18 protein-coding genes and 1 pseudogene are annotated in these 23,692 nt (G+C 51.0%); 11 read left to right on the top strand and 8 right to left on the bottom strand.

Annotation, left to right across the window (positions count from 1 at the left end; genetic code table 11):
- Positions 1 to 66: 66 nt before the first annotated feature.
- Positions 67 to 1,269: a response regulator gene (locus H6G13_RS29450; protein WP_190483512.1), complete on the bottom strand. Its 1,203-nt coding sequence runs from the start codon at positions 1,267 to 1,269 to the stop codon at positions 67 to 69.
- A gap of 834 nt (positions 1,270 to 2,103) precedes the next feature.
- Positions 2,104 to 2,682, bottom strand: coding sequence for a hypothetical protein (locus H6G13_RS12345; RefSeq protein ID WP_190483511.1), 579 nt, complete (start codon positions 2,680 to 2,682; stop codon positions 2,104 to 2,106).
- Positions 2,683 to 3,140: 458 nt separating this feature from the next.
- Between H6G13_RS12345 and H6G13_RS28695 the strand changes: the two are divergent.
- Positions 3,141 to 3,304: pseudogene (locus tag H6G13_RS28695) on the top strand (IS701 family transposase); the annotation flags it as partial.
- A 702-nt stretch (positions 3,305 to 4,006) separates the two neighbouring features.
- On the opposite strand, the gene H6G13_RS12340 reads toward H6G13_RS28695, so the two are convergent.
- On the bottom strand, positions 4,007 to 4,459 hold the full coding sequence (locus tag H6G13_RS12340; protein ID WP_190483510.1) for a hypothetical protein: 453 nt from the start codon (positions 4,457 to 4,459) through the stop codon (positions 4,007 to 4,009).
- A gap of 32 nt (positions 4,460 to 4,491) precedes the next feature.
- Positions 4,492 to 4,968: a MarR family transcriptional regulator gene (locus H6G13_RS12335; protein WP_206756521.1), complete on the bottom strand. Its 477-nt coding sequence runs from the start codon at positions 4,966 to 4,968 to the stop codon at positions 4,492 to 4,494.
- A gap of 420 nt (positions 4,969 to 5,388) precedes the next feature.
- On the opposite strand from H6G13_RS12335, the gene H6G13_RS12330 reads away from it, so the two are divergent.
- Both H6G13_RS12330 and H6G13_RS12325 read left to right on the top strand, forming a co-directional pair.
- The gene (locus H6G13_RS12330; RefSeq protein WP_190483508.1) at positions 5,389 to 6,366 is read left to right on the top strand and encodes an integron integrase; all 978 of its coding nucleotides are present in this window, start codon (positions 5,389 to 5,391) and stop codon (positions 6,364 to 6,366) included.
- A 230-nt stretch (positions 6,367 to 6,596) separates the two neighbouring features.
- A complete protein-coding gene (locus H6G13_RS12325; protein WP_190483507.1) occupies positions 6,597 to 6,833 on the top strand; it encodes a hypothetical protein in 237 nt (78 codons plus the stop codon).
- A gap of 160 nt (positions 6,834 to 6,993) precedes the next feature.
- On the opposite strand, the gene H6G13_RS12320 is transcribed toward H6G13_RS12325, so the two are convergent.
- The gene (locus H6G13_RS12320) at positions 6,994 to 7,326 is read right to left on the bottom strand and encodes an RNA-binding protein (protein ID WP_190483506.1); all 333 of its coding nucleotides are present in this window, start codon (positions 7,324 to 7,326) and stop codon (positions 6,994 to 6,996) included.
- A gap of 1,126 nt (positions 7,327 to 8,452) precedes the next feature.
- Between H6G13_RS12320 and H6G13_RS12315 the strand changes: the two genes are divergently transcribed.
- Positions 8,453 to 9,109 (top strand): hypothetical protein, encoded by a 657-nt coding sequence (locus H6G13_RS12315; protein WP_242028286.1) that lies wholly within the window; start codon positions 8,453 to 8,455, stop codon positions 9,107 to 9,109.
- 167 nt (positions 9,110 to 9,276) lie between these two features.
- On the top strand, positions 9,277 to 9,948 hold the full coding sequence (locus H6G13_RS12310) for a response regulator transcription factor (protein ID WP_190483504.1): 672 nt from the start codon (positions 9,277 to 9,279) through the stop codon (positions 9,946 to 9,948).
- A gap of 253 nt (positions 9,949 to 10,201) precedes the next feature.
- On the opposite strand, the gene H6G13_RS12305 is transcribed toward H6G13_RS12310, so the two are convergent.
- On the bottom strand, positions 10,202 to 11,968 hold the full coding sequence (locus tag H6G13_RS12305; RefSeq protein ID WP_190483503.1) for a CHASE domain-containing protein: 1,767 nt from the start codon (positions 11,966 to 11,968) through the stop codon (positions 10,202 to 10,204).
- A gap of 305 nt (positions 11,969 to 12,273) precedes the next feature.
- Here H6G13_RS12305 and H6G13_RS12300 point away from each other — a divergent pair, with 305 nt between their 5' ends.
- The 6 genes from H6G13_RS12300 (at position 12,274) to H6G13_RS12275 (ending at position 19,299) form a co-directional block, all read left to right on the top strand.
- Complete coding sequence (locus H6G13_RS12300; protein WP_190483502.1) at positions 12,274 to 13,953, top strand: ABC transporter substrate-binding protein; 1,680 nt, start codon at positions 12,274 to 12,276, stop codon at positions 13,951 to 13,953.
- Positions 13,954 to 13,956: 3 nt separating this feature from the next.
- Positions 13,957 to 14,982: an ABC transporter permease gene (locus tag H6G13_RS12295; RefSeq protein ID WP_190483501.1), complete on the top strand. Its 1,026-nt coding sequence runs from the start codon at positions 13,957 to 13,959 to the stop codon at positions 14,980 to 14,982.
- 188 nt (positions 14,983 to 15,170) lie between these two features.
- Positions 15,171 to 16,016, top strand: a complete 846-nt coding sequence (locus H6G13_RS12290) for an ABC transporter permease (protein ID WP_190483500.1) — start codon at positions 15,171 to 15,173, stop codon at positions 16,014 to 16,016.
- Between the two features lie 104 nt (positions 16,017 to 16,120).
- Entirely contained in the window at positions 16,121 to 17,131 is a 1,011-nt protein-coding gene (locus H6G13_RS12285; protein WP_190483499.1) for an ABC transporter ATP-binding protein, read from the top strand.
- A gap of 142 nt (positions 17,132 to 17,273) precedes the next feature.
- On the top strand, positions 17,274 to 18,236 hold the full coding sequence (locus H6G13_RS12280) for an ABC transporter ATP-binding protein (protein WP_190483498.1): 963 nt from the start codon (positions 17,274 to 17,276) through the stop codon (positions 18,234 to 18,236).
- A gap of 64 nt (positions 18,237 to 18,300) precedes the next feature.
- A complete protein-coding gene (locus H6G13_RS12275; RefSeq protein WP_190483497.1) occupies positions 18,301 to 19,299 on the top strand; it encodes a DMT family transporter in 999 nt (332 codons plus the stop codon).
- Positions 19,300 to 19,324: 25 nt separating this feature from the next.
- Here the strand turns inward: H6G13_RS12275 and H6G13_RS12270 are convergent, their stop codons facing one another.
- Positions 19,325 to 19,744, bottom strand: coding sequence for a hemerythrin family protein (locus H6G13_RS12270; RefSeq protein WP_190483496.1), 420 nt, complete (start codon positions 19,742 to 19,744; stop codon positions 19,325 to 19,327).
- Between the two features lie 119 nt (positions 19,745 to 19,863).
- Positions 19,864 to 23,610: an EAL domain-containing protein gene (locus H6G13_RS12265; RefSeq protein ID WP_190483495.1), complete on the bottom strand. Its 3,747-nt coding sequence runs from the start codon at positions 23,608 to 23,610 to the stop codon at positions 19,864 to 19,866.
- Between the last annotated feature and the right edge of the window lie 82 nt (positions 23,611 to 23,692).

Genomic DNA, 23,692 nt, shown 5'->3' with positions numbered 1-23,692 from the left:
GTCATGCTGTGAATTTTTCATAGAAAATAACTCCTGACTTGATTCAGCGCATTCTTAAACAGGGGTTCAACTAGTCGCTGACCTAGAAATTACTGACTTTAAGAGTTCTCTTAGATCTGCTTCAAATCTAGGGATCTCCTCTGTAGTAAGTGGCTTAGAAAGAAACTGACAACCGCTCCATTGCGATCGCCAATTATTCGAGAGCGTACGTTCTGCCGTCAGCATGATTAAGGGGGTAGCCGAAATTTGCGAATGACGCCGAATCTGCTTCAATAAGTCGAATCCAGAAATGTCTGGCATATTGATATCTAGGAAAACAATGGCTGGTTGTGTATCCAGCATGGTGTCTACCGCAGTCGCAGGATCATCATGCGATCGCACCTGGTATCCCCAACTAGAAACCAATCGTTTGAATTGCTGCAGCATAACGGGGGAGTCATCGATAATTAAAATTTCAGATGCTGCTTTACGGAAAGGCAATTCAACCTTAATCAGCCCTTGATCCGCTAACTTTGTCAAACCTCTAGCAATTTCTAAAGTGTCTTGAGCCAGAGTCACTGCGATAGAATCGAGAGTTGATCCATGGGAGAGAATGGCTCTCAAATACTTTTTTTGACGGTCGGTTATGTAGGATGTTCTAATGACTTCCTCATCAATAGAAAGCTTGCTATCTAGATCGGGAATCACACGTTTAACTTGCTCCCAGACTAGCTGCCGACGACGTGCCTCAGCTAGCATTTTTGAGAGATCAAAGCTAGACATTGAAGCTTGAATTGAGAGATCGTTCTCTGGTTTAAACTGTGCTTCGCCAGAGTAACTAAATAGCATCTGATCCAAGTCTTGCAGTATTCTGAGCCATACAGCATGTTGAACTTCTTCAGGCTGGACTATTTTTAACTCATACAAGCTTTTCAAAAAAATCGGCAATCGCTCTAGCTGGCGATCGCAGTCATCCAAATGCAGCTCTTCCTTGAGGCCAAGGACAATCCTTTGAGCTGGCTTACTGCGAATACGCAAAACATAGCGTTCAATTATCTTAAGTAGATAGTCGATGGATAAAGGTTGCTCCCCTGAGAAAACAATCCTCCCTTTCACTAATCCTAGCCACCAAGATTTTTCAGCCAAATGGCAGGTATCCTCATGGAAGGAATGATGCCAATATCCGGTCAGAGTTAAATCATTCTTATGTTCAATCTTGTAAGCTAAATTTTGAGAATTAAATGAAAATTCCTGAGAATGGAACGAGCTGGTTTGATGATAGGTAATCACTGACTTCTAACAGGTATAGAACATCCTGGTAGATTTGCACCGAGAGCTGCGACGATAGACTATTAACTGGGTGAACAAGCCAGATATTGGTTGAAAACCATCAACCAAAAATCATCGGTCTACTTATGATTTAACCCCAAGCAGACACAGGTGATTGAACCAACTTATTTGCTTCACGGCAATGTTATGTAAATAGATGTAACGACTCTTGCTCGCATGAGGTGCAGGCAAGTTCCTCAGGCCTATAGTCGTCAATGGCTTCTTGAGCTGAGGTGTACCTCAGCCGTTTGAAAAACGTAATAGACAGCCTTTTGATCGCGTTATGTAACTAGCAATTTTACTAGTACTTAAAGCCGAGAAGTGCGAATGAGAATAAGATCTTAATCGCGTTATATATTCATTTTTTCTATAAAAAGGCCTGAATATGTAGTGACAATCTGGAACTATTGATATAGCTAGATCTTCAGGATTAGTATTTGGTACTCAGTTACACCGATTCAGATTACAGGTAAGCAATTTTCAGCACTAGACTATGTATGTCTATTCTCATGGTTTTTTGATAATCTGCCCGCCAACGTAAATTTTTAGGCAAAGCTTCTCTTTTTCATTTGACATTCATAATTGCTCAGCCCAGTAGCCAATTGGTCTACACTAAGCTCCCCCCTGTCCTTTACCTCACAAAAGTCAGTTCCCATCTCAGGCCTAGGTCGGACTCAGCTGCACCATCTGCCAGTTGATTAGCGTCCTCACCGGGTGAACGTTGGCCATTACCCCCCACAGTTACGCTTCCGTTTTCAGAGATCTCCTTTCGGCGATCGAAGTGTATGGGTTTTGTCAGGCAGCATTTTGAGCCAACTGCTTCAATATTTTTTCAACTTCTCGGGGGTTACGAACTCCTAGAAATCCTATCTCTTCAGTCCTTTGATCGCCATCACTGTCTTTCCAGTGCCGAATCACAATAACTACATCACCCGTTCCATCTGTTCTTTCCTTCCGGTACACATTTGCTAATTGCTCAGGTAGATAGCTTCTAATAGTAGTAGACCAACCACCCTCAATTGAGATAGCTCGTTGATCTGTAACCAAGTAAACTGTTTTCCGTACTGCTTGCCACATCCATAGGGGACTAGACAGCATTCCAAACCCAATCAGCACGAAAGGTACACCGAAAAGAGCAAACAGATGCTCAGGTTGTAAACCTGCTTGTAAATTGGGGAGTTTGAACCCCAATGCTCCCCACATCCAAAATATGGCAAAGCTAGTCCAGGGAATACCCAAAAAAGCACTTACGATGAAAGATGCTGTGATCAATTGAGGCACAGGCTGATCCACCCATCTTATAAGTTCTCCGGGCTGAAGCTCGTCATCTATTTTTCTGCGGACTTCTTTTGGTATACGCAAGTTGCCTAGCATAACGGGTTCTTTGCCGACTAGAAACCTTTACAAGAAAGGAAAGAATTAATTTTTCCTCAACTAATGTTCCCGTTACCCATTGCTAGTAACTCATCGAACTCAACTACTATCTCTAATCCTAAGAAACACGGACTAATCTGCCATAGCAAGAGACTATTGCCCCAAATTCGACGACAATCGTGTTTCTTTCAGGATCAATGCACAACAGAGCTGTTTGTAGGGGCTCCTAGGAAATACACTCAGAGGCCACAGGAAGCAGTTCAAAGTCTAAAGTCTGAGCCTTTTGCCGGAGTTGCTTGAGGGTACGTTCGCGATAGTGCTGCTCATAGGTGTCAATACCTGAATCTACATAGGCTTCTCCGCACTGTCAGAGGTTATAGAAAATGCGAGCAAGCTTGTGAGCTGCTGCGGTAATGGTTTTTGGCGCACCCGAACGAGCGCGCATGCAACGGTAAAAGGGGCGACATCGCTGGCAGATTGAGGGCTTCTTCAAAACTGCCAAGCATCACTTTGGCCTGCATCGTTTCGGCCAGAAGAGCCTGATTGAGCTCTATCGCTGGCTAGTGCTGTCCTAGTTACCTTTGTCTTGGCACATTGGGACTTTCTGGCAACTGCAACAAACGACGCCGACCTCGTAGACGAACAATTCCGTAGCCGCTTCGGTATACACCTCCAACTCACAAGTCGTTTGGGCCAATTTCTCGAATGGAAAATATCATTTCAAATAGCCCAATAGACATGGAAGGGATTTGCAGTTCATCAAGTCCTTTCGCCGAGCAACTAGCTACCAGAGGTTTTTACCGTCGATAACCTCGATAGACGCTGTGGCTGCATCGAAGTTGTCGAACAGACGTGCATTAACGCCGATTCGGCGGGTGCTTTTGTCCCAACTTCCGTCCAGTTCAAAAGCGGGACTATCGGAGAACGTGGTACACCCGCACTCAGGGCAGAAGTGATGCACTACAGATTTCGTATTCCAGCGATAAGTCGCATCGTCAGTTGATGAGGTTGTTATTTGAAACTGACTAGGCTGGTAGTACGCCCACAGCGCACCGCGTTTGGAACAAAAGGAACAAGTGCACCGAGTAAGTTTCGCAGGAATATCACCCTCGATGCAAAAGGCAGTCTTCCCGCAGTGGCAGCTTCCCCTGATCGCCATATGTTCTCTCCTCTTTTGCAAACTTACGAATGTGTATAGATTGCATAACGCTCCGGTTGAGCGGCTATCAGCAGCCTTTGCATCTCTACCAAGATCTTGTGTCAGTCCGCTCCAACCAGGTTGTTAGCGTGCTGATCATACGACCAACTACAGGAGATTTGCTGGCTAGCTCATCAACAAACCTACCATTAAGTACAGCATAACGATGCTACTGGTTGATGAGATGATGAGTCTAACGCGATTATATCGAATGAGTTCACGAATCCCAGCTTTGTCGGAATAACCCTGACGATCAAGCCGAGTATGAATCGGGACAGCAAAGACAAGACTCACGATCATAATGGACGCATTCAGTACAAGTAACACGAACACCCATCCAAGTTCGATTTCTACCGGACGGAGGAATATCAGGAGAAGTGTACTGAACATCAGCAGCGTGTAAGGTACGTAAATGCTGAATGGTAGTCTACGCTCATACTCTTTGTGGAACGATACGAACTCTGCTTGCCCAACCCAACTTAGAAGCGGATAAGTTGTAACTTGTGTGTACCAATGCAAAGCGTTATTGAAAAAGGTTGCAAAAGCAGCAACTACGAAAACAATGATTGCTGTACTCATAGTGTTTGTACCTCTTGTATTGTTAGCCTGAGTTATTCGGCAGTATCTTTAAGCGCTGACGGTTTCCATGAGGCGTTGCTTGTTGCAACTCGCCTCAACAGTTCATTGAGAGTTTGCTGTTCCTGAGGTGTCAAAGTGGAAAAGAATTGTTGTGCAGCTTCAACTGATAATTTTTCTGCTGCTTGAAGGCGTTGCTTACCAGCTTCTAGAAGATGAATTTCATAAGCTCGACGATCGTGTGCATGAGGTCGTCGTTCAATCAAGCCCTGCTCTTCTAAGTCATTTAGAAGAGTAACCATTGTAGCTTTATCAACACGCAGCCTCTCACCAAGTCGTGCTTGAACCATTGAACCTTCACCCGCTAGTAATTGGAGAATACCAACCTGAAGCGGGCGTAAATTTAAGGGAGCCATCGCACGAGCATAAAACTGTGAACCAAGCTCAGTTACCCAATGCAGCACGAAGCCTGTCCAACGACCAAGACATTCAGGCAAAGGCTCCCAGTCCAATTCGTGGTTGTTAAAGGTAGGTGAGTTGATTGATGGGCTTGAATGTTTTAAGGACTGTTTCGGGGTTGTTCGCCTCTTCATAAAGCCAATGCCATTCACTCAATAAACGTTAGCACAAAAAACGTTTATTGAACAAACTACTTTGAAAATTGCTCTGCAAGTGTTTTCGTCTGACTCACCAGCAAACGAAGCAGGCTAACAATTGTTTAGAGGGAAAGTTTCCGCCTAATATCCCTATACGGGTGATTAGGTGGAAATACATCAGCCTAATCACCCTATAGAGATGATTAGGTGGAAATACGTCAGCCTAACACGCCTGTGAGGGTGATTAGGTGGAAAAATTCAGTATAACCACCCCTTCTTCTAGCGGGCTAGATTGCTTAGGTTTTGTTTACTGTCTATTTAGTGTGCATCTACCCTATGGAGTCTAATCAGCCTCCTCCCAAGAAGCTGCTGGATCAAGTTCGCGATACCATTCGCGTAAAGCACTACTCGTACCGCACTGAGGAAACCTACGTTCAATGGATTCGTCGCTTTATCCTTTTTCACAACAAGCGACATCCTAAAGAGATGGGGGTGCCTGAGATTGAGGCATTTTTGACTCACTTGGCTGTTGAAGGAAATGTAGCTTCTGCTACTCAAAATCAAGCTCTGAGCGCGTTGCTGTTTCTCTATCAAGAAGTTCTGTGTCAGCCTTTAGATGGCAGGATTGACGCTATCAGAGCGAAGCGCTCACGGAAGCTGCCGACTGTGCTAACTCCTGATGAGGTGCGTTCTGTACTGCAGCACATGTCGGGTGTCCATCGCATTATCGTTCAGTTGCTCTATGGCAGTGGGCTAAGGCTGCGGGAAGCCATGCAGTTGCGGATTAAGGACTTGGACTTTCCCCAGCACCAAATTATTGTGAGAAATGCAAAGGGGCAAGAGAGCCGGGTGACCATGCTGCCTACAAGCGCAGTTAATCCCTTGCAGGAACACTTAAAGATGGTGCAGCGGCTCCATCAGCAAGATTTGGAGCAGGGCTATGGTGCGGTGGTATTGCCTTTTGCATTAGCCCGCAAGTACCCAAATGCCAATCGCCAGTGGATTTGGCAATTTGTCTTTCCGTCGTCAACGCGTTGTCGCGACCCTCGCAGCGGAGCTGTTGTGCGTTATCACTTGCATGAGAGCGGCTTGCAAAAAGCTGTCAAACAAGCTGTTAGAAGTGCTGGTATCCACAAGCGAGTTGGCTGCCACACGTTTCGCCACAGCTTTGCGACTCACCTACTGCAAAACGGCTACGACATACGCACAATTCAGGAATTGCTGGGCCATAAGGATGTCAAAACCACAATGATCTATACCCATGTGCTAAATCAAGGGGGGCGTGGGGTGAGGAGCCCGCTGGATATAAGTTAGCCCTGCACGGTTGCGCTTTCGGTGCGCTTCTGGCAAGTTATTAGTGCGGGGAATGATTCTGGGCGGGGAAGAGAGAAGTTGGAGCTTCTCAAATCCCCTGAGTCATCCCAACTTATCCGGGGTAAGCTGGCGATAACCTGGGATCATTCTAGGCTCTAGCGTCGCGTTTTACCTTCATTGGGGACGGCTAGATAGTTCCCCGTTTTCTTTACGAAGACGGAGAGACCCGTATGTTTCAATCACCTGAAGGGGAGAACAGCTCCTCAAATTTTCGATTGCCCTCGTACCACCCAGATCGGCTCTGCCATATTTTGCTGGGGGATTACTCTGCTGTTGTCAGGGCGATCAACCGTATGGAGGTGCTGGGCTACTGCGATCGCACCGCCTGGATCGACCCCGTTGCCACCGGCAGAAACGGTGAATACATCAGCGTCATGAGCCGCAGGCTAGGAAAGGCTACAAGCTAGCAAGCCGTAGGGGGTGCTGCAGCCCATAAACGCCAAAGAGCCCAAGCAAGTTTGCTTGGGCTCTTTGAAGTAACGCTGTAGATGAACTAGACAATGTATAGCTGCATCTATAGCAGGATGCGTTCAGTTTTCACCTAGCGCATCCTACAAAGACAGCGGTTTAGTAGTTGCGGGAGAAGTTGTTGCGAGAGAAGCCATCGCGACGCTGACCGCCGCCACCGCCACCGCCGCCACCGAAGGAGTTGTTGTTCTCCCGGGGCTTGGCTTTGTTGACTTTGAGGTCACGACCCATCCACTCTGCACCATCGAGGGCGTCAATGGCAGCTTGCTCTTCAGCATCAGCTGACATTTCGACGAAACCAAAACCACGCATGCGGCCGGTTTCACGATCTGTGGGAAGCTGAATCCGCTTGACTGTGCCGTATTCTGCGAATACTTCAGTCAGATCTTGCTCAGTTACCTGATAGGACAGGTTGCCTACGTAAATCGACATGGATTGTCTCCAAAATTAGAGGTATGTAGAGAGTGAAATTTCGGAGAGAAGCCTGTCAATACCGAGCGTAAAAAAAACGTCAACACTTGAAACAAACGCTACACCGATCTTTATCTCAGCCTTCATAGTAGCATTCAATCTTTGAACTGGGGAGAGCATTTACACCAATTGGTTGAAGTCAACCGTAAATTATTGGGTCTAGACTTTAAGCTTGGCGCTGCAACAGAGCCAGCAGCAAGGATACTAGGCCAGTCACGACCCGCTTTAGGGTTAATAAATTTTGGTGGGCAGCAGGGAAAATTTAGAGGAGTCTGGCTCACTGACCACAATATTCTAATGAGTAGAGTCGGTATCAGGGCTTTGGGTGTGGCCGCCTGCTGAGCCATCTCTAGACCTGACCGCGCCCCTAGGCTTTGCCCTCAAACCGCTGATACCAAATCAAATTCCCCGCTAAGGTGAGCGTTAAGGCGATGGCTCTAACCCGTCGGCTCAGGTCGGTAACCGCCTCAGCTTAGCTATTCCATCTAGAGGCACATGCGCTCGGAAGCCAAAACCTAATCGAGAATGGCAGGCGACAGATACATCAGGATCGCTCCGGCAATCAGCTAGCCCACCCTAGAGGCGAGCGGAAAGAGGGTTTTGCCTGTGAATTGGGTGCCTGTGTGCGATCGCAGTTAAAAACGAGAACCGAGACTAGCCTAGACGCTGGCTTACCTTCTGGTACGCGCTGCGGGCCGTTAGCTTTCCCCCAAATAAAACGTCATGGGCATAGGAAACTAACAGTATCGAACGATACCAATCTGTTGCTAATGGCCTCATTCGGTCAAAGCCAATTTGGCTGTGAAGATGACTATGAGACATTCGTTTTCTCAGTTATGGTTTCGTAACTTTACTACCTACAACTCTCAGATTGAACTATCTGAACGCGCTCCTAACTTGTTGTCTTGACAGTAGCTCTTAAAGCAGAGCTAAGTAATAGCTGCTCTAAAAGCTAAGCTGAATGTCTCCAACGGCAGATCGCCAACCCAATTGGGTTTGCTCCATTGACAGAGTTTGTCTGGGGGCAGCTAGAGGAAGCTAAGGGCATTGAACAGCTTTTATGTCCAGGCTTTTTCCCTTCCTTAAAATGAGCTTCTTTAACTTTGATACTCCAATAGTTTCTAAGAAACAGTCGGCCTTTTCTATTTACGATTCACCAGGACTGTGGCGGGTTCACTGGCAGATTAAACAGCGGGTTATTGTGTCCACGTTCTACACGCGGCATGATCAGGCGTGTCTACTGTGGGCAGCTGTATCTGCCGCAATTTTTCTGGCTGCTCAGTTTTTGTCGCTAAACTGGTTTGCTCAGGCGATGATGGCCTCTGGATTAACGGTGCTCTGTGTCGTGGGGATGGTGGCTCTAACCTCCCACTTTAGTGCTGAAGAACGGTTAACCTGGGTGCTCTATGGCTGGAGCGGGTTGATGCTGGTGGGCACTCTGACGACCGATTTAAGCCTGTTTTTGGGATGGGGTGAGGTTTTAGGACATTTGTGCCCTTTGTGGCTAGGCATTAGCGGTATTGGCTATGTGATCACAGGATTGGGAATGCGATCGCGCGCCTTTATGCTGATAGCAGCCGCGCATTTCCTCACGATTTACATACTTCCCCACGTCGGTATGTGGCAGCCGCTCACGACGGGCATTGTCATCAGCGGCTGCGCTCTCCTGATTGCAGAAGTTCAGTGGGATGCCAATGGAGTTTGCGGCTACCAAGCTCCTTTAGAGGCCGACTCACAGGCATAAAACCTGCCTGCGCACCTCTTTAATAGCAGCTCAGCCAGTTCATTAAAAACAGAGTCAAGCCGCTGTTGTGCGTTGGCTAACAATTTGCGATCGCAATTCAAGGCAGGATGCTAGTCACAGCGCTCTCAGCACACGGGTGCTCTAACCCCCGTAGTCGGTTGTGACATATGCGGATTCTTTTGGTAGAAGACGACAGACCCCTGGCTACCTCATTGGCAGAAGCACTCGCGGCTCAGCACTACACCGTGGATGTAGCAGAAGACGGAGAAGTAGCTTGGACTCAGCTAGAAACCCTGCCTTATGACCTGGCTCTACTAGATGTGACCTTGCCTCGGCTCAATGGATTGTCCCTGTGTCAAAGAATGCGATCGCGCGGCTACCAGTCTCCAGTGCTCATGCTGACCGCCCGCGACACCAGCCTAGACAAAGTTGCTGGCCTAGACTCTGGGGCCGATGTTTACATGGTCAAACCCTTTGACCTGGCAGAACTGCTAGCACAGATTCGAGCACTGCTGCGCCGGGGCGAGAGAGGCAACTCCCCGCTCCTGCGCTGGGGCGACCTGCGGCTCAACCCCAGCACCTACGAAGCCAGCTACCGAGACAGCCCGCTGCGCCTAACCCCCAAAGAGTTTGCCATTCTAGAACTGCTCATGCAAAACGGACGGCGTGTGCTCAACCGAGCCTTTATCCTAGAATCAATCTGGACGTTAGAAGAAATCCCCGGCGAAGAAACCGTAAAAGCCCACGTCAAAGCCCTGCGGCAAAAGCTGCAAAAAGCAGGCGCGGGGAGGAACTTGATTGAAACCGTGCATGGGTTGGGGTATCGGTTGAGAGGGTGAGGGGGTGAAGGGTAAAGGGTAAAGGGTAGAGGGGTGGTGGGGAGCGGGGGTGCGAAGGAGTAAAGATTTGGGAGATCTAAAACTCTCCTTAGAGATTAGAGATATGGATGCATTTGTAGACCAAGCCAGCCGGTAGAAGCCGGATCCATCTATCTACCTTCCCCGCATTCCCCGTGTCCCATCCACTCCCCACTCATCTATCCTTCATCCATCCACCCTTTACCCCTTACCATCTACCCATCCATCCACCCCTCTACTCCACCCAAGGCAAGGCAACCGACACCACAGTCCCACCCCCCAGAGTGCTGCTTACGCTCAGGGTGCCGTCGTGTAGGTCTACACAAGTTTTAACGACGGCGAGACCTAGCCCGGTGCCTTGGACGCTGCCGACGTTGTCTCCGCGATAGAAGGCTTCAAAGATCTGGTCTTGGGCGGTTGGGGGAATGCCAATGCCCTGATCGCTGACCTGAAAGTGCAGAGTATTGCTGGTAAGGCTGACCTGAAGCTGGATTTTGCCGTCTTCCGGGGAATATTTGGCGGCGTTGGAGAGCAGGTTCAGCAGCAGTGAGCGCAGCAGCTTTTTATCGAGGAAGGCTTTGGGCAGCGGTAGCGGCAGCTCAAACAACAGGTGCTGGGTGGGTTTGAGGCTGGCCTGCACTTCGTCTACGATTTGCCAGCAGAAGGGTTCTAGCTCAATAATCTCAGGGGTAAACTCCAGCTTGCCTGCTTCGGCGCGGGTCAGGGTGAGAATGTCGCTGACGAGCTGGCTGAGCCGCTTGGCAGCGGTTTGAATGCGCTCAATGGCGTTGGTCTGCTGGGTCGGGGTCAAGATGGCCCGATTGGTTTCTAAAGACTGAGCCGAAACCAAAATGATGCTCAGCGGCGTTCTCAGCTCATGGGAGGCCATAGAGAATAGACGCAGCTTCAGGTCGCTCAGTTCGCGGGTGCGCTCTAGTTCGGCCTGCCAGCGCGATAGGTAAATCAGCAGGCTGCTGGTGAGCAGTAGGCCAATCAACAGCGTCGCCAAAGTGCTCAAGGGAAAATAGCGAGGCTGGTAAGCAGAAGAGGGCAGGAACACGATGCGCCATTCCCGCTGGCCTAGGTATAGGCTTTGGGTACAGTTCTGTTGATCTGAACACAAAAAGTTTCTGCCCGGCTGAGTTTTGGGAATGGGGTTAGCTGTGGTAACGACTCGCTGCAGCGCAGAGTTGTAAAAGCCTAAAAATTGCTCGTCGGAACTGGCGGTTTGGTCATAGAGATAGAAGTCAATGCCGAAGTTCAAGTCTTGAAGGGCTTCTTCGACCACATCGGCAACCCGAAACACGCCCAGAATATAGCCCTCTAGGTGCTGTCGTCGGGCTTCTAGGGTAGAGGCTGGCTGGCTATAAACCGGCAGAAAGACCAGGAAGCTGTATTGGTTGTCGGCAGTTTCTTGGACTAGCTGGATGCGGGCAGTAAATGCGATCGCACCCGTATCTCGCGCCAGATCTAGGGCCACCTGCCGGGTCGTGTCTGAAGCCAGGTCGTAGCCCATTGCCACTTCGTTGCCCTGCCAGGGTTCTATGTAGGTAACGGGTATATATTCACTGCGCGGAGCCGCCGGAACCATCGCTCCAGCTGCATTGCGCTCTAAGATGCTGGCCTGCTCAAAGCTGCCCTGCAGCGCCAACGCCTGCTCATAAGCCGCGCGCTCTGCTGCCGGAACGCGCGGTGCCCACTCCAGCGCCTGAATGCCGGGATAAGAACCTAAGGCCCGCTGCACAAAGCGGTGAAAATCAGTTTGGCTGACCTGATTATCCGCAACCCGGTAGAGGTCTCCTAGAGAGAGCAGCAGCTCGTTGTAGCGGTTTGTAGTGCGCTGAAGCGACGTTGTAAGGTTATCAATCTGCTGCTGAAATTCACTTTGCCGCGTTAGCCGTTCCCATCGCCCCACCCACAGCGTTGTCGTTAGGGTCAGCCCTAGCCCGACGATCAGGGTGAACGTAGTGGGCAGAGATCGAAAAAGCCGCGTGACAACCATGAAAATTTTGTTTTGAGCAGTCTATGTCAAGTTACAGCATTTAAATCTGCAGTCTTCAAACTCCTTAAAATCGGGTTTCTGTCAAGCTGTTCGAGGCTTACTTCTGTCATCAAATGGTAAATATTCTTCCCGAATTCTTCCCAAATTCTTCTCCCATTCTTTCTGATGTGTGTTCTACAGTTAAGCCCAACTTCAACGCACATCACACAGTCATCAGCTTACAAACTGTAGCTGATTTTACTCTTTTTTAGAACCCGATTTTTCGTAATCCCTTCACTCAGTTTGCACACTCTTTTGGGGCCGCTATGAAACGCCGAAAACTGCTCAAAACTAGCCTTAGTTTTACCGCTGGCATTACATTGGCCAATGGGCTAAAAGCCTGTAGCTCAAACTCTCCTGTAGCATCCTCTGAAGCGGCGGCTGGGGCAACTGCTGGGGCCACCAATGCCAAGCTGACGATGGTGCAGGGCGGCGGCTTTCCCAACAGTCTCGACCTACACCGCATAGGAACCAATCGGCCTGCCTACGGTATCTCTTGGGCGATGTATGACCGGCTGATGACCTTTGGCACCAAAGAAACGCCTGATGGCTCGCTATCCTACGACTACACAGTGCTTGAGCCGGAGCTGGCAGAGAGCTGGGAAATGGCTTCAGATGGGATGTCTGTCACCTTCTTTCTGCGGCAGGACGCTACTTTCCACGACGGCACGCCGGTGACAGCCAAAGATGTGAAGTGGTCCTTTGATCGGGCCGTGTCTATCGGCGGCTTTCCCACCTTTCAGATGAAGGCAGGGGTACTGGAGAAGCCAGAGCAGTTTGAGGTGGTAGACGACCACACCTTCCGGGTGAAGTTTTTGCGCCCCGACAAGCTCACCATGATCGATCTGGCAGTCCCGATTCCGGTCGTGATCAACTCGGAATTGGTGAAGCCCCACCTGAGCGAAGCCGACCCCTGGGGAGCCGAGTGGCTCAACAGTAACGATGCCGGGGGCGGGGCTTATAAGCTCGGCGAGTTTAAGCCCAACGAGCGCATTACCCTAGTGCGCTTCGAGGAGTGGAAGTCAGGCCCACTGCCCCAGATTGAAGAAGTCATTGTGCTCAACGTGCCGGAGGCAGGTAACCGACGGGCGCTGCTGGAGAGGGGCGACATCGACATCAACTTTGACCTCTCGGAAAAAGACCTGAAAGAATTCAAGGCGATGGACCAGTTTACGGTTCTATCGGCTCCAATTGAAAACTGCGTCTACTCCGTCGATATGCACACCAACGCTCAGCTAAAGGGGGCTGAGAACCCCTTTGCCGATACTAAAGTGCGGCAGGCAGTCGCCTATGCCATGCCCTACGATGCGATCGCAGAAACGGCCTTTTATGGGCAGACGGTGCCCCTCTATGGCAGCGGCGACTTTGAGCCTAAATCTGCTGAGTGGCCCCAGCCCAGCCCTTACAAGACCGATCTGGCAATGGCCCAAAAGCTGATGTCTGAGTCTGGCTATCCCGACGGGTTTGAAACAACGCTGGCCTTTGACCTGGGCACCAAAGAATGGGCCGAACCGGCAGTCGTGCTGATGCAGGAGTCGCTAGCGAAGATCGGCATCAAGATCAATATTGAGAAAGTGCCCAACGCCAACTTCCGGGCGGTGCTGGTCGAAAAGAGCCGGCCCATGATTGTCAACAACTTCGGTGGCTGGCTAAATTACCCTGATTACTTCTTTTTCTACGCTTACCACAGCCAGGATGCGACCTTTAACGGCAGTTCCTACAAGAACCCGGCAATGGACCAGCAGATCGAAAAGGCGCTGGCCTCGGAACCAGGAAAGGCAGAGTATGACGAGAGTGTGAAAGGCTTTATCAAAACTGCCTGGCAGGAAGTGCCCCGCGTGCCTCTCGTGCAACCGGTGCTAGGAGTAGCGATGCAGCCCAACATCAGCGGCTACCAGTATTGGTTCCACCGCCAGCTCGATTTCCGTCAGCTGCAAAAGGCGTAAGTCATGGCACAGTCAACGGGAAAAGTTATCGGACGGCGGTTAGCGGGCGCAATTCCGAGCGTCATCGGGGTGGTTATTGTGACATTTCTGCTGACGCGAGCCCTGCCTGGTGATCCTGCTGCATTCTTCGCCGGACCAGCGGCTACTGCAGAGGCCATTGAGGAGATCCGCCGCAGCTTGGGACTCGACCGCACCCTGCCAGAGCAGTTTCTGCTTTACCTGGGCAACTTGATTCGGGGCGATCTGGGCGTTTCGCTCACGACCGGCCAAACCGTAGTGTATGACCTGATGACGCGGCTGCCCGCCTCTCTGGAACTGACCTTGGCCGGACTGGTATTTGCGATCGCACTTGCCCTTCCCCTCGGCATCCTAGCAGCCACCCGACCCAATTCTTGGATTGATCACTCAGTCAGGCTACTGGCAACAGCAGGCGTCTCTCTGCCCACCTTTTTTACCGGCCTATTTCTGCTGTACATCTTGTATTACCGCTTGGGTCTGGCTCCGGCTCCCGTAGGGCGGCTAGATCTACTTCATAGTGCCCCCCCTCAGGTAAGCGGTTTTTACTTAATCGACAGCCTACTAGCAGGCGATCTGGGTCTGTTTGGGGCCGCCCTAGCTCAGCTCATTCTGCCCGCTATCACCCTGGGTCTGTTTGCCCTAGCTCCCCTAGCGCGCGTCACCCGCGCCGCCATGCTCGCCATTCTCTCTAGCGACTTCATCCGCACTGCCAGAGCCAGCGGCCTACCGCCCCGCCAAATCCTCTTTGGCTACGCCTTCCGCAACGCCATGCTCCCCGTTGTCACCACCCTCGGTATTGTCTTTTCCTTTCTGCTAGGAGCCAACATCCTAGTTGAAAAAGTCTTTGCCTGGCCCGGTATCGGCTCCTACGCCGTCGAAGCCCTCGTGCAGTCAGACTACGCCCCGATCCAAGGCTTTATCTTGACGATGGCACTGCTGTACGTCTTTCTCAACCTGCTGATCGACCTGCTGTATGTAGTGATTGACCCAAGGGCAGGGGTGGAGGGGTAAGGGGTGGAGGGGTGGAGGGGTAAGGGGTAGATAAATGGATGAGTAGAGGAGTAATGAGTGGATGAGCAATATTCGATGAATTCCCGATCTCTCCTGTCCCCCCTATCTCCCCCACCATCCCCATCCCCGCGCTCCCCTCTCTGCGTCTTCCCCCCTTCTCTCCTACCCATTCACCACCCCTCCGCCCCATGACCGCCACCCTCCGCCACACCCAGTACGTAATTAGCGAAAACGTCATTACCTTTGCTGCGTTTGGGCTGTTTTTTGTGTTTGCGCTGTTTGCTATCTTTGGCGAGGCGCTGGCACCCTATGATCCGCTGGCTAGCAATTCTGCGATCGCACTACAGGCCCCCTCCCCATCTCACTGGTTTGGCACCGACCAGTTGGGGCGAGATGTGCTCAGCCGCGTGATTGTGGCGACCCGGTTGGATTTGGGTATTGCGGTGCTGGCGGTCGCAATGTCGTTTTGGGTAGGCAGCATTTTGGGCACCTGCGCAGGCTATTTCGGCGGCTGGACTGACCGCATCATTTCTCGCTGCATAGACACCCTGATGGCATTTCCTTTATTTGTGCTGGCGATGGGGCTAGTGGCGGCGCTGGGCAACTCCATTGAGAACATCATTTATGCAACGGCCGTTATCAACCTGCCGCTCTACACCCGAGTCGTGCGATCGGAAGTTTTGATCCGGCGCGAAGCTGGCTATGTCGAGGCGGCGCGGCTGGTGGGCAATGGCGACTGGCGCATTATGGCCCAGCACCTATTTCCCAACGTGCTGCCGGTGATGATGGTGCATATGTCGCTGAATATGGGCTGGGCCATTCTCAATGCGGCGGGGCTGTCTTTCATTGGCCTAGGCGTCCGACCGCCGACCGCTGAGTGGGGCATCATGGTGGCCGAAGGTGCGACCTATATCGTGTCGGGAGAATGGTGGCTGGCCCTGTTTCCCGGTGCGGTGCTGATGCTGGCAGTGTTTTGCTTCAACCTGCTGGGCGATGGGCTGCGGGATTTGATCGATCCTCGAATGCGTACGTAAATCCATAGTTTTTGCGCCAAGTTTCTGTCGCCAAGTTTCTGCACCTGGGCCTCTGCCTTTAATCGAACCCTGTCTAGGTTGTGCGATCGCAACTCACCCTAACCATGCAAACCACCCCGATTCCGGTCAAAACTCAAGCAGCGCTGCTGTCGGTCGAAAACCTTACAGTCGAGTTTCGCACCCGTTCCGGTGTGGTTAAGGCGCTGGAATCTGTCAGCTTCGCCATTCAGCCAGGGGAAACAGTCGGTATTGTGGGCGAGAGCGGTTCTGGCAAATCGGTCACGGCTTTTACCTTAATGGGCGTGCTGGATCGGGCTGGAAGGGTGACAAAAGGGCAGGCGTTATTGCAAACGGGCGAGAAAAACGTTGATCTGCTAGCAGAGCCTGAGTCTGCCCTACGGCAACTGCGGGGCAAAGAACTCTCGATGATCTTTCAGAACCCGCGCACAGCATTGAACCCCATTCGTAAGGTGGGTAAGCAGATTGAGGACGTCCTGCGGTGCCATTCAAACCTGCCCTCAGCAGATTTAAAAACCAAAGCGATTGATCTGCTGTCTAGCGTTCGCATACCCGATGCCGAAAAACGCTACGACGCCTATCCCTATGAGCTGTCGGGCGGACTATGCCAGCGCATTATGATTGCCCTAGCCCTGGCCTGCTCGCCTAAACTCCTGATCGCTGACGAACCCACCACAGGGCTAGACGTCACCACCCAAGCTACCGTAATGAATCTGCTCAAAGACCTGGCCGAGCAGCGCCAAATGGCCACTGTGCTGATTACCCACGATTTGGCACTAGCCTCAGAATATTGCGATCGCATCGTCGTCATGCACGCCGGACACGTCGTTGAATTGGCCCCCACCCACGCCCTTTTCGCCCATCCCCGCCACCCCTATACCGCCAAACTCATCGCCGCCACCCCCGAACCCCACAAAACCTTCGCCGACCTCGTCCCCATCCCCGGTAACCTGCCTGATCTCAAAGCTACCGATCTCCCCCCTTGTCGCTTTAGCCAAAGATGCGATCGCTACGAAACTAATCTCTGCGACCAACCTCCCCTGACCCTAGACCTGATTGACCGAGAGCATTTTGTCGCGTGCCAAAAGCCTTTGTAAAGGGTGGATGAGTAGATGGGTGGATGGGTAAGGAAGCATATGAAACATGAAATCAGTACTTAACAGCTAACTCTCAAACCCCCCACTCCCCTACTCGTCTACTCACCCACTCATCCACTCACCCATCCACCCCCTACCCCCCATGCCCCTCCTCCAAGTCAACAACCTCTCCAAACGCTTCCCCATCAGCAAAACCGCTCACCTGCACGCGGTCGATCGGGTTTCCTTCGATATTCACCCTGGCGAAAGTGTCGGCTTGGTGGGCGAATCGGGCTGCGGCAAGTCCACCTTGATCCGTCTGATTACTCGGCTACTGGACCCGACCTCAGGTGAGATTCGCTTTGAGGATACGATTATCAGCACGATGGCGGCTCGGCAATTTCCTAAAAGCCGCTACCGGGGGAAAATTCAGCTGGTGTTTCAAGACCCAACTGATAGCCTCAATCCACGCTTTACGGCCTACGACACGATTACGGAGCCAATTCGGCAGCTCTCTGGCAAGCGTGACTCGGCCCATCTGCGGCAGCGGGCAGCAGAACTCGCGGAATTGGTCGGATTGCCCCAAGACTTGCTCAGCCGTTTTCCGCACCAGCTCTCCGGTGGGCAGAAAGCGCGGGTGGGCATTGCCCGCGCCATTGCCCTGAGTCCAAAGCTGCTGGTGCTTGATGAGCCGACCTCAGCCCTAGATGTGTCGGTGCAGGCGATCATTTTGCATCTGCTGGCTGACCTAAAGGCGCGGTTGGGCATGAGCTATTTATTTGTATCTCACGATTTGAATGTGGTGCGGCTGCTGTGCGATCGCATTTTAGTAATGTACCTAGGCCAGATTGTCGAAGCCGGCACCGTCAGCGAAATCTTTAACCGTCCGCGTCATCCCTACACCGAAGCCTTGCTCTCAGCGATTCCCAGCTTTGAGGCCAAGCCCCAGCCCATTCCCCTGCTGGGCGAACCCCGCAGCCCCATCAACCCTGCACCCCAGGTCTGCCGCCTCTATGGCCGCTGCCCCAAAGGTCAGGACCGCTGCCAGCAAGAAATGCCCCTTTTACAGGAGGCCATCCCAGAGCACTGGGCCGCCTGCCACTTCCCAGTGGGGCTTTCGGCTTGAGGGGGAACAGCCAGCAAAAGCCCTGCTTTAGAATCACGCCATCCCTTCTTAAACCCCATTTGCTATGCTCGGGACGCTGCTGGTTCTGCTTTCTACCTGCTGTCTGGCGATTCAAAATGTCGCATTGAAGATTATTGTCAGCCCCCAAATCATCTTGGGACAGTTTCCTTGGGGCGGTTGGGTAGAGCCGAGCTTCCAGCATTCGGTGCTGCTGCTCCAGCTGCGGACGCTATTTGTCGTGCCGATGATGTTTGCTATTAGCTGCAACCTTTATCCACCGACTTTCCAAGAACTGCGACAAACCTTCACTTTGAGCCCAACAGATTCCAACCCTCGAAAAATTCGGTATGGGTTGACGGTTATAGGAGCCTCAGTAGCTGTCTTTGCGGCCTTGGTGCTGCTGTTCACCGCAATCAGCTTTTTGTCAACGGGTATTGCCGTCACCCTGTTCTTCATTCACCCAGCGTTAACGACGCTGCTGGCCTGGGCGCTTTTGGGGGAGCGGCCCAAACCTTTTCACCTGAGGCTGATGGGGCTGATTCTACTGGGCCTAGTGCTAACGACCCCTCACCCCGATACTCTCCCTCTGGCGAGTTGGATTAAGGGCAGCCTGTCAGCACTGAGTGCCGGGTTTTGCTTTGCTGGGTACAGTCTACTGACCCAGCTTTCTCTGCGGGCAAAGACTCTGCCGCCGGGGCAGCGTCCACTCCATCCCCTGCCGTTTTCCCTGGTGCTGTTTGCTACCAATCTAGTGCTAGCGACGGTCAGCTTGCTGTGGGTCAACATTCAGGTGCTGCCTGAGTTTTGGCCTGCTATTTGGCTGGTAAGCGGCCTTAGTGGCATTACCGCCATGATTGCCTACATTCTCAATAACTACGGTATCCAGATGATCGGCGCGGCGCGCACCTCTCTCATTAGCTCCACAACCCCTATCCTGACGGCTCTTCTGGCCTGGTTTACCCTGCAAGAGGGAATTACGCTGATGCAGCTTTTAGGTATTCTGCTGGTGACGTTAGGCATTGCCTGCCTCAGCCTAAAATTTCACGGCGAAGCGTCGGCTTAAATGATGCGATCGCAACCCCCTATCTTCAAGCAACACTAGTGCTCCTATGTCGAATACACTGCCCCAGCTGAGTATCAATGGTCATAATGTGGCTAACTAGCCAATCGGCCAACTGAGTGTGGACCTGGCGGGCAATCTCTTCACTAGCTCCACTTTCGCGGTATCGGGTTTTTAGCTCTCCGAAAATTTCCAAGAACTTAGCGTGAGCCTGCTGATTGGTACCAGCAATAGGGCATTTGTGCTTGGCTGCACAGCTTTCTTCCTGCCCAAAATGCCACTCGGTGAAATACTGCAAAAAGACCAGTAGCTTTTTGATAGAAGTTGATCCCGTTCCCTGTTCAATCGCATCCGAGAGATCGTTAAAAGCGGCAATCAGTTCCTTATGCTGCGTATCAATCATAGGAACACCAACGCTTAAACTGTCAGTCCACTCAAATTTCTGCATACTACAGTCCTGTGAAACACTAAACCTTGAACCGTTCCACGTTTTAGAGTTCCCCTCTAGACAAATCGCAGCACTGAGCCAGGCCATAGGACAGAAAAGTTAATGTTCCTCAAAGCCGATTATAGGTACTTAAAATGGGGTTGTTTTAGAAGCAAGCTAGCTTCTTCAGGCTTTAGGGGTTTGGCAAATAGATAACCCTGGCCAAACTGGCAATCTAGCTGTTTTAAGTTAGCTAGCTGGTCACGGCTCTCAATCCCTTCTGCAATCACGTCTAGCTTCAAGTGTTGGCTAAGCGCAATAATGGTTTCGATAATCTTTTGATGGTGGCTATCATCATGCATATTTTCAACAAAAGATTTATCTATTTTCAGCGCATCAACAGGCATTTGATGAAGATAGCGTAGCGACGAATAGCCAGTACCAAAGTCATCAATGCTGATGCGAATGCCTCTTTCCCGCAGCTGTCTGAGTAGCCCAATGGTGTCTAAATTATCTTGAACCATGATGCTTTCAGTCAGCTCTAGACTGAGACGATTGGGCGGCATACCAGTCAACCTGAGCGTATCATCTACCTGCTGTAGAAACGCGGTATTTTGTAGCTGCCGGGCGGAGAGGTTGACACTGAGTTTCAAAGAATGGGCAAGCGGAAGCTGGCTCTGCCAAGCAACGATCTGGCGACAGGCTGTTTCAAGAGTCCACAGACCGATGGGCACAATCAAGCCTGTCTCCTCAGCCACCGGAATAAAATCAGTCGGTAAAATCAGTCCTCGGGAGGCATGTTTCCAGCGGATTAGGGCCTCAAAGCCGACGATTTCTTGGCTGTCTAAAGAAACAATAGGCTGGTACAGTAAAAACAGTTCCTGGTGGTCTAAGGCTTTACGCAGATCAGTCTCTAAATTAAGCCGCTTGAGTACCTGAAGGTGCATTGATGGGCTGAACACTTGATAGCCGTTTCTGCCCTTTGCTTTTGCCTGATACATAGAGATATCGGCATCGCGCAGCAGCACCGAGGCATTTTGATAAATTGGGTCGCCTGTCAAAATTCCAATGCTCACAGTAACAAATAGCTCATGCCCTTCCACTGTGAGAGGCTGCCTAAAAGCCTGACTGATGCGGCTTGCTAGGTTGAGAATTTCACTAGCGTTTCTAATGTTCTCGGTGAGAATAACAAATTCATCTCCTCCTAACCGGGCAACAACATCATTTGTACGGACAAGAGCCTGTAGTTTCTTGGCAATGGCGCAGAGCAGCTGATCACCTAACAAATGACCAAGACTATCGTTAATCACCTTGAAGTGGTCGAGATCTAGAAACAGCACCCCAAACTGTTTTGTAGCATCTACTTTAAGGTCTTTAAGGGCCTGATCTAGTCGGGTCATTAACAAGCTCCGGTTAGGCAGACCAGTTAGACCATCATGAAGCGCATCTGCGATCAATTGCTCCTGAAACTTCATGCGTTCAGTGACATCGCGTGATGTCATTTGAAACCGCGTGACTTGACCGAATTCGTCAAAGATTGGCTTCGCTAAAATTTCTAACCAGATGTAGTCTCCCGTTCTTTTCCGCATCTGACAGGTAATCGAATCTGATTCTTGACCTGCTGCTGCTAGATCAATTGCCTGCTGCACCTCATCTCGATGGCCGGGATAGCAAAATGCGACGGGAAGCTGCCCCAGCAACTCACTACTGCTGTAGCCCAGAAGAGACTTACAGGATGGACTGACATACAGAAAATGACCCTTTGGATCGTGGAGCGAAACCAGATCACGCATATTTTCAGCGACCAGCCTGTATCGAGCTTCGCTCTCTCTGAGGGCGGCTTCTGCCTGCTTGCGCTCGGCCAGTTCTGACTGAGACTGCTGGTAAAGGGCTGCTTGGTGGACTGCGATCGCAACTTGAGTCGAGAGCTGCCGCAGCAGGTCTGTCTCCCACCCTTCCCACTGCCGAGTCCGACTACACTGGTGGACTACCAAAATGCCCCAAAGCGTACTTTCATGAATAATGGGCACTACCAACTTAGATTTCACCCCGATCTGGCGCAGCGTGTCGCGCAAACATTCAGACATGGGGTCTTGCTCAACATTAGTGACCTGTCGAACTCGACCCTGCTGATAGAGCTGATAGCACTGTAGGGGGAAAATGTCTGCAGGCAAAAGATAGTTAAAGATAGACGATACGCCGGGGGCAACTGCTTCTGTTAGCACCTGCCCCGAACCATCGGGGTTGGTGCGATAGGTAATTACCCGATCTGCCTGCAGCGTTTGCTGCACTTCTGCCACCGTGGTATTCAAAATTTCGTGCAGATCCAAAGATTGGCGAATTCGATGGGCGATAGCGGTCACCAGCCCTTCGCGCTCCCGCTGTTGTCTCAAGACAGCTTCGCTATGCTTACGCTCAGTAACATCAACCCCAATGCCCACAATTTCTAAAAGTTCGCCCTGGGCATTCCAGCGGTTAACCGAGTTCCAGGCAATAACTCGTTTGCTGCCGCTTCGAGTTGTTAGCGTCATTTCATAGTTAACAACTTGCCCCTGGTTGAAATCTCGAAAGAGTTTTTCAACCTGCCAATATTCGCCTTGAGGATAGAGGAGATGCCACCAGTTTTGGCCCACCAACTCTTTAGCTGGATATTCCGTAATCTGGCTAACTGCCTGATTGACAAACGAGGTCGTTCCATTGGGAGCAATTCCACAAATGAGGGTTGGGGAAGCCGTCACAATGTGGTTGCTAAATTCCTTAGCACGCAGCACTGCGACTTCTGCCTGCTTACGAGCAGTAATGTCGTTGCGGATAGCGACGTATTGAGAGGGTTTGCCCTGGGAGTCTAGAAACGGCACAATAGTAGTGCCTACCCAGTAAAGTGAGCCGTCTCTGGCTCGATTCCTAACTTCTCCTTGCCATACCTTGCCGCTTGAGATAGTTCTCCACATATTTTGGAAGAAGGCTCTCGAATGGTAGCTAGAGTTGATTAACTGATGATTTTGGCCGATTAACTCTTCTCTGCTGTACTGGGAAATCTCACAAAATTTGTCATTGACGTAGGTAATGATTCCTCGAGAATCTGTAATTGCGACGATCGAGGACTGATCTAGTGCAAACTTAATATCAGCAAGTTCTTTGAGTGAATTCCTAAGAGCGGCCGATGCCTGCCGATGACCAATAGCCAGATGGGCAGCCGCAGAGTATAGGATTTCCTTAATAGAAGCGTCCCAGTTCAAGGTAATGCCAGCCCAACTGGTTGGAATAACGGCCGCTTCTAAAGAGTCTACTTTCGCTGATAGCTGAAGAGCGGCTGTGTCTGACTGCTTGCAGTCCCAAATATCACTTGTACTTGTTAGAGCCCCTTGCTGCTTAGCAGCAAGCTCTATTAGAGTGCTATAGCTTTTGTGCAGCTCCAGTTGGCTAACGACCTGTCGACTCAAAGCCTGTAAAGCGGAAAGCTGCTTGCTAGTCAACTGCCGAGGAACCACATCAATCACGCAGAGGGTTCCGATTCGATAGGAATTAGGGGTGATTAAGGAAGACCCTGCATAGAAGCGGATTTTGGGTTCTCCCAAGACTAAAGGGTTTGCCGCAAAGCGTGGATCGGTATGCGTATCCTCGACCACTAGCGGCACATCAGCCCTAATGGTGTAGTTGCAGAACGCAATGTCTCTGGGAGTTTCTGAAAGGGGTATCCCGATCCTGGACTTGAACCACTGTCGAGATGCATCTATCAGGCTGATCAAAGCAATTGGGGTTTGGCAAATCTCGGCTGCTAGCAAAGTAAGATCGTCGAACTCAGCGGTAGCAGACGTATCGAGAATGTTGTAAGCATGCAAAGCCTGAAGCCGCCCTATCTCACCTTGATCAATGGACGATGTCATCTCGACGCCTCCGCAAATATCTAAAGAAATCCCTTTTTTACCTCCGCAAACACCCGGAGACGCCCTACCGATCATTAAACCC

It is taken from the genome of Pseudanabaena sp. FACHB-2040 (genome assembly GCF_014696715.1).
Taxonomy (GTDB): Bacteria; Cyanobacteriota; Cyanobacteriia; order Phormidesmidales; family Phormidesmidaceae; genus JACVSF01.
Note: the sequence above shows the minus strand (reverse complement) of the source record. Positions and strands in the feature narration are given on the sequence as shown.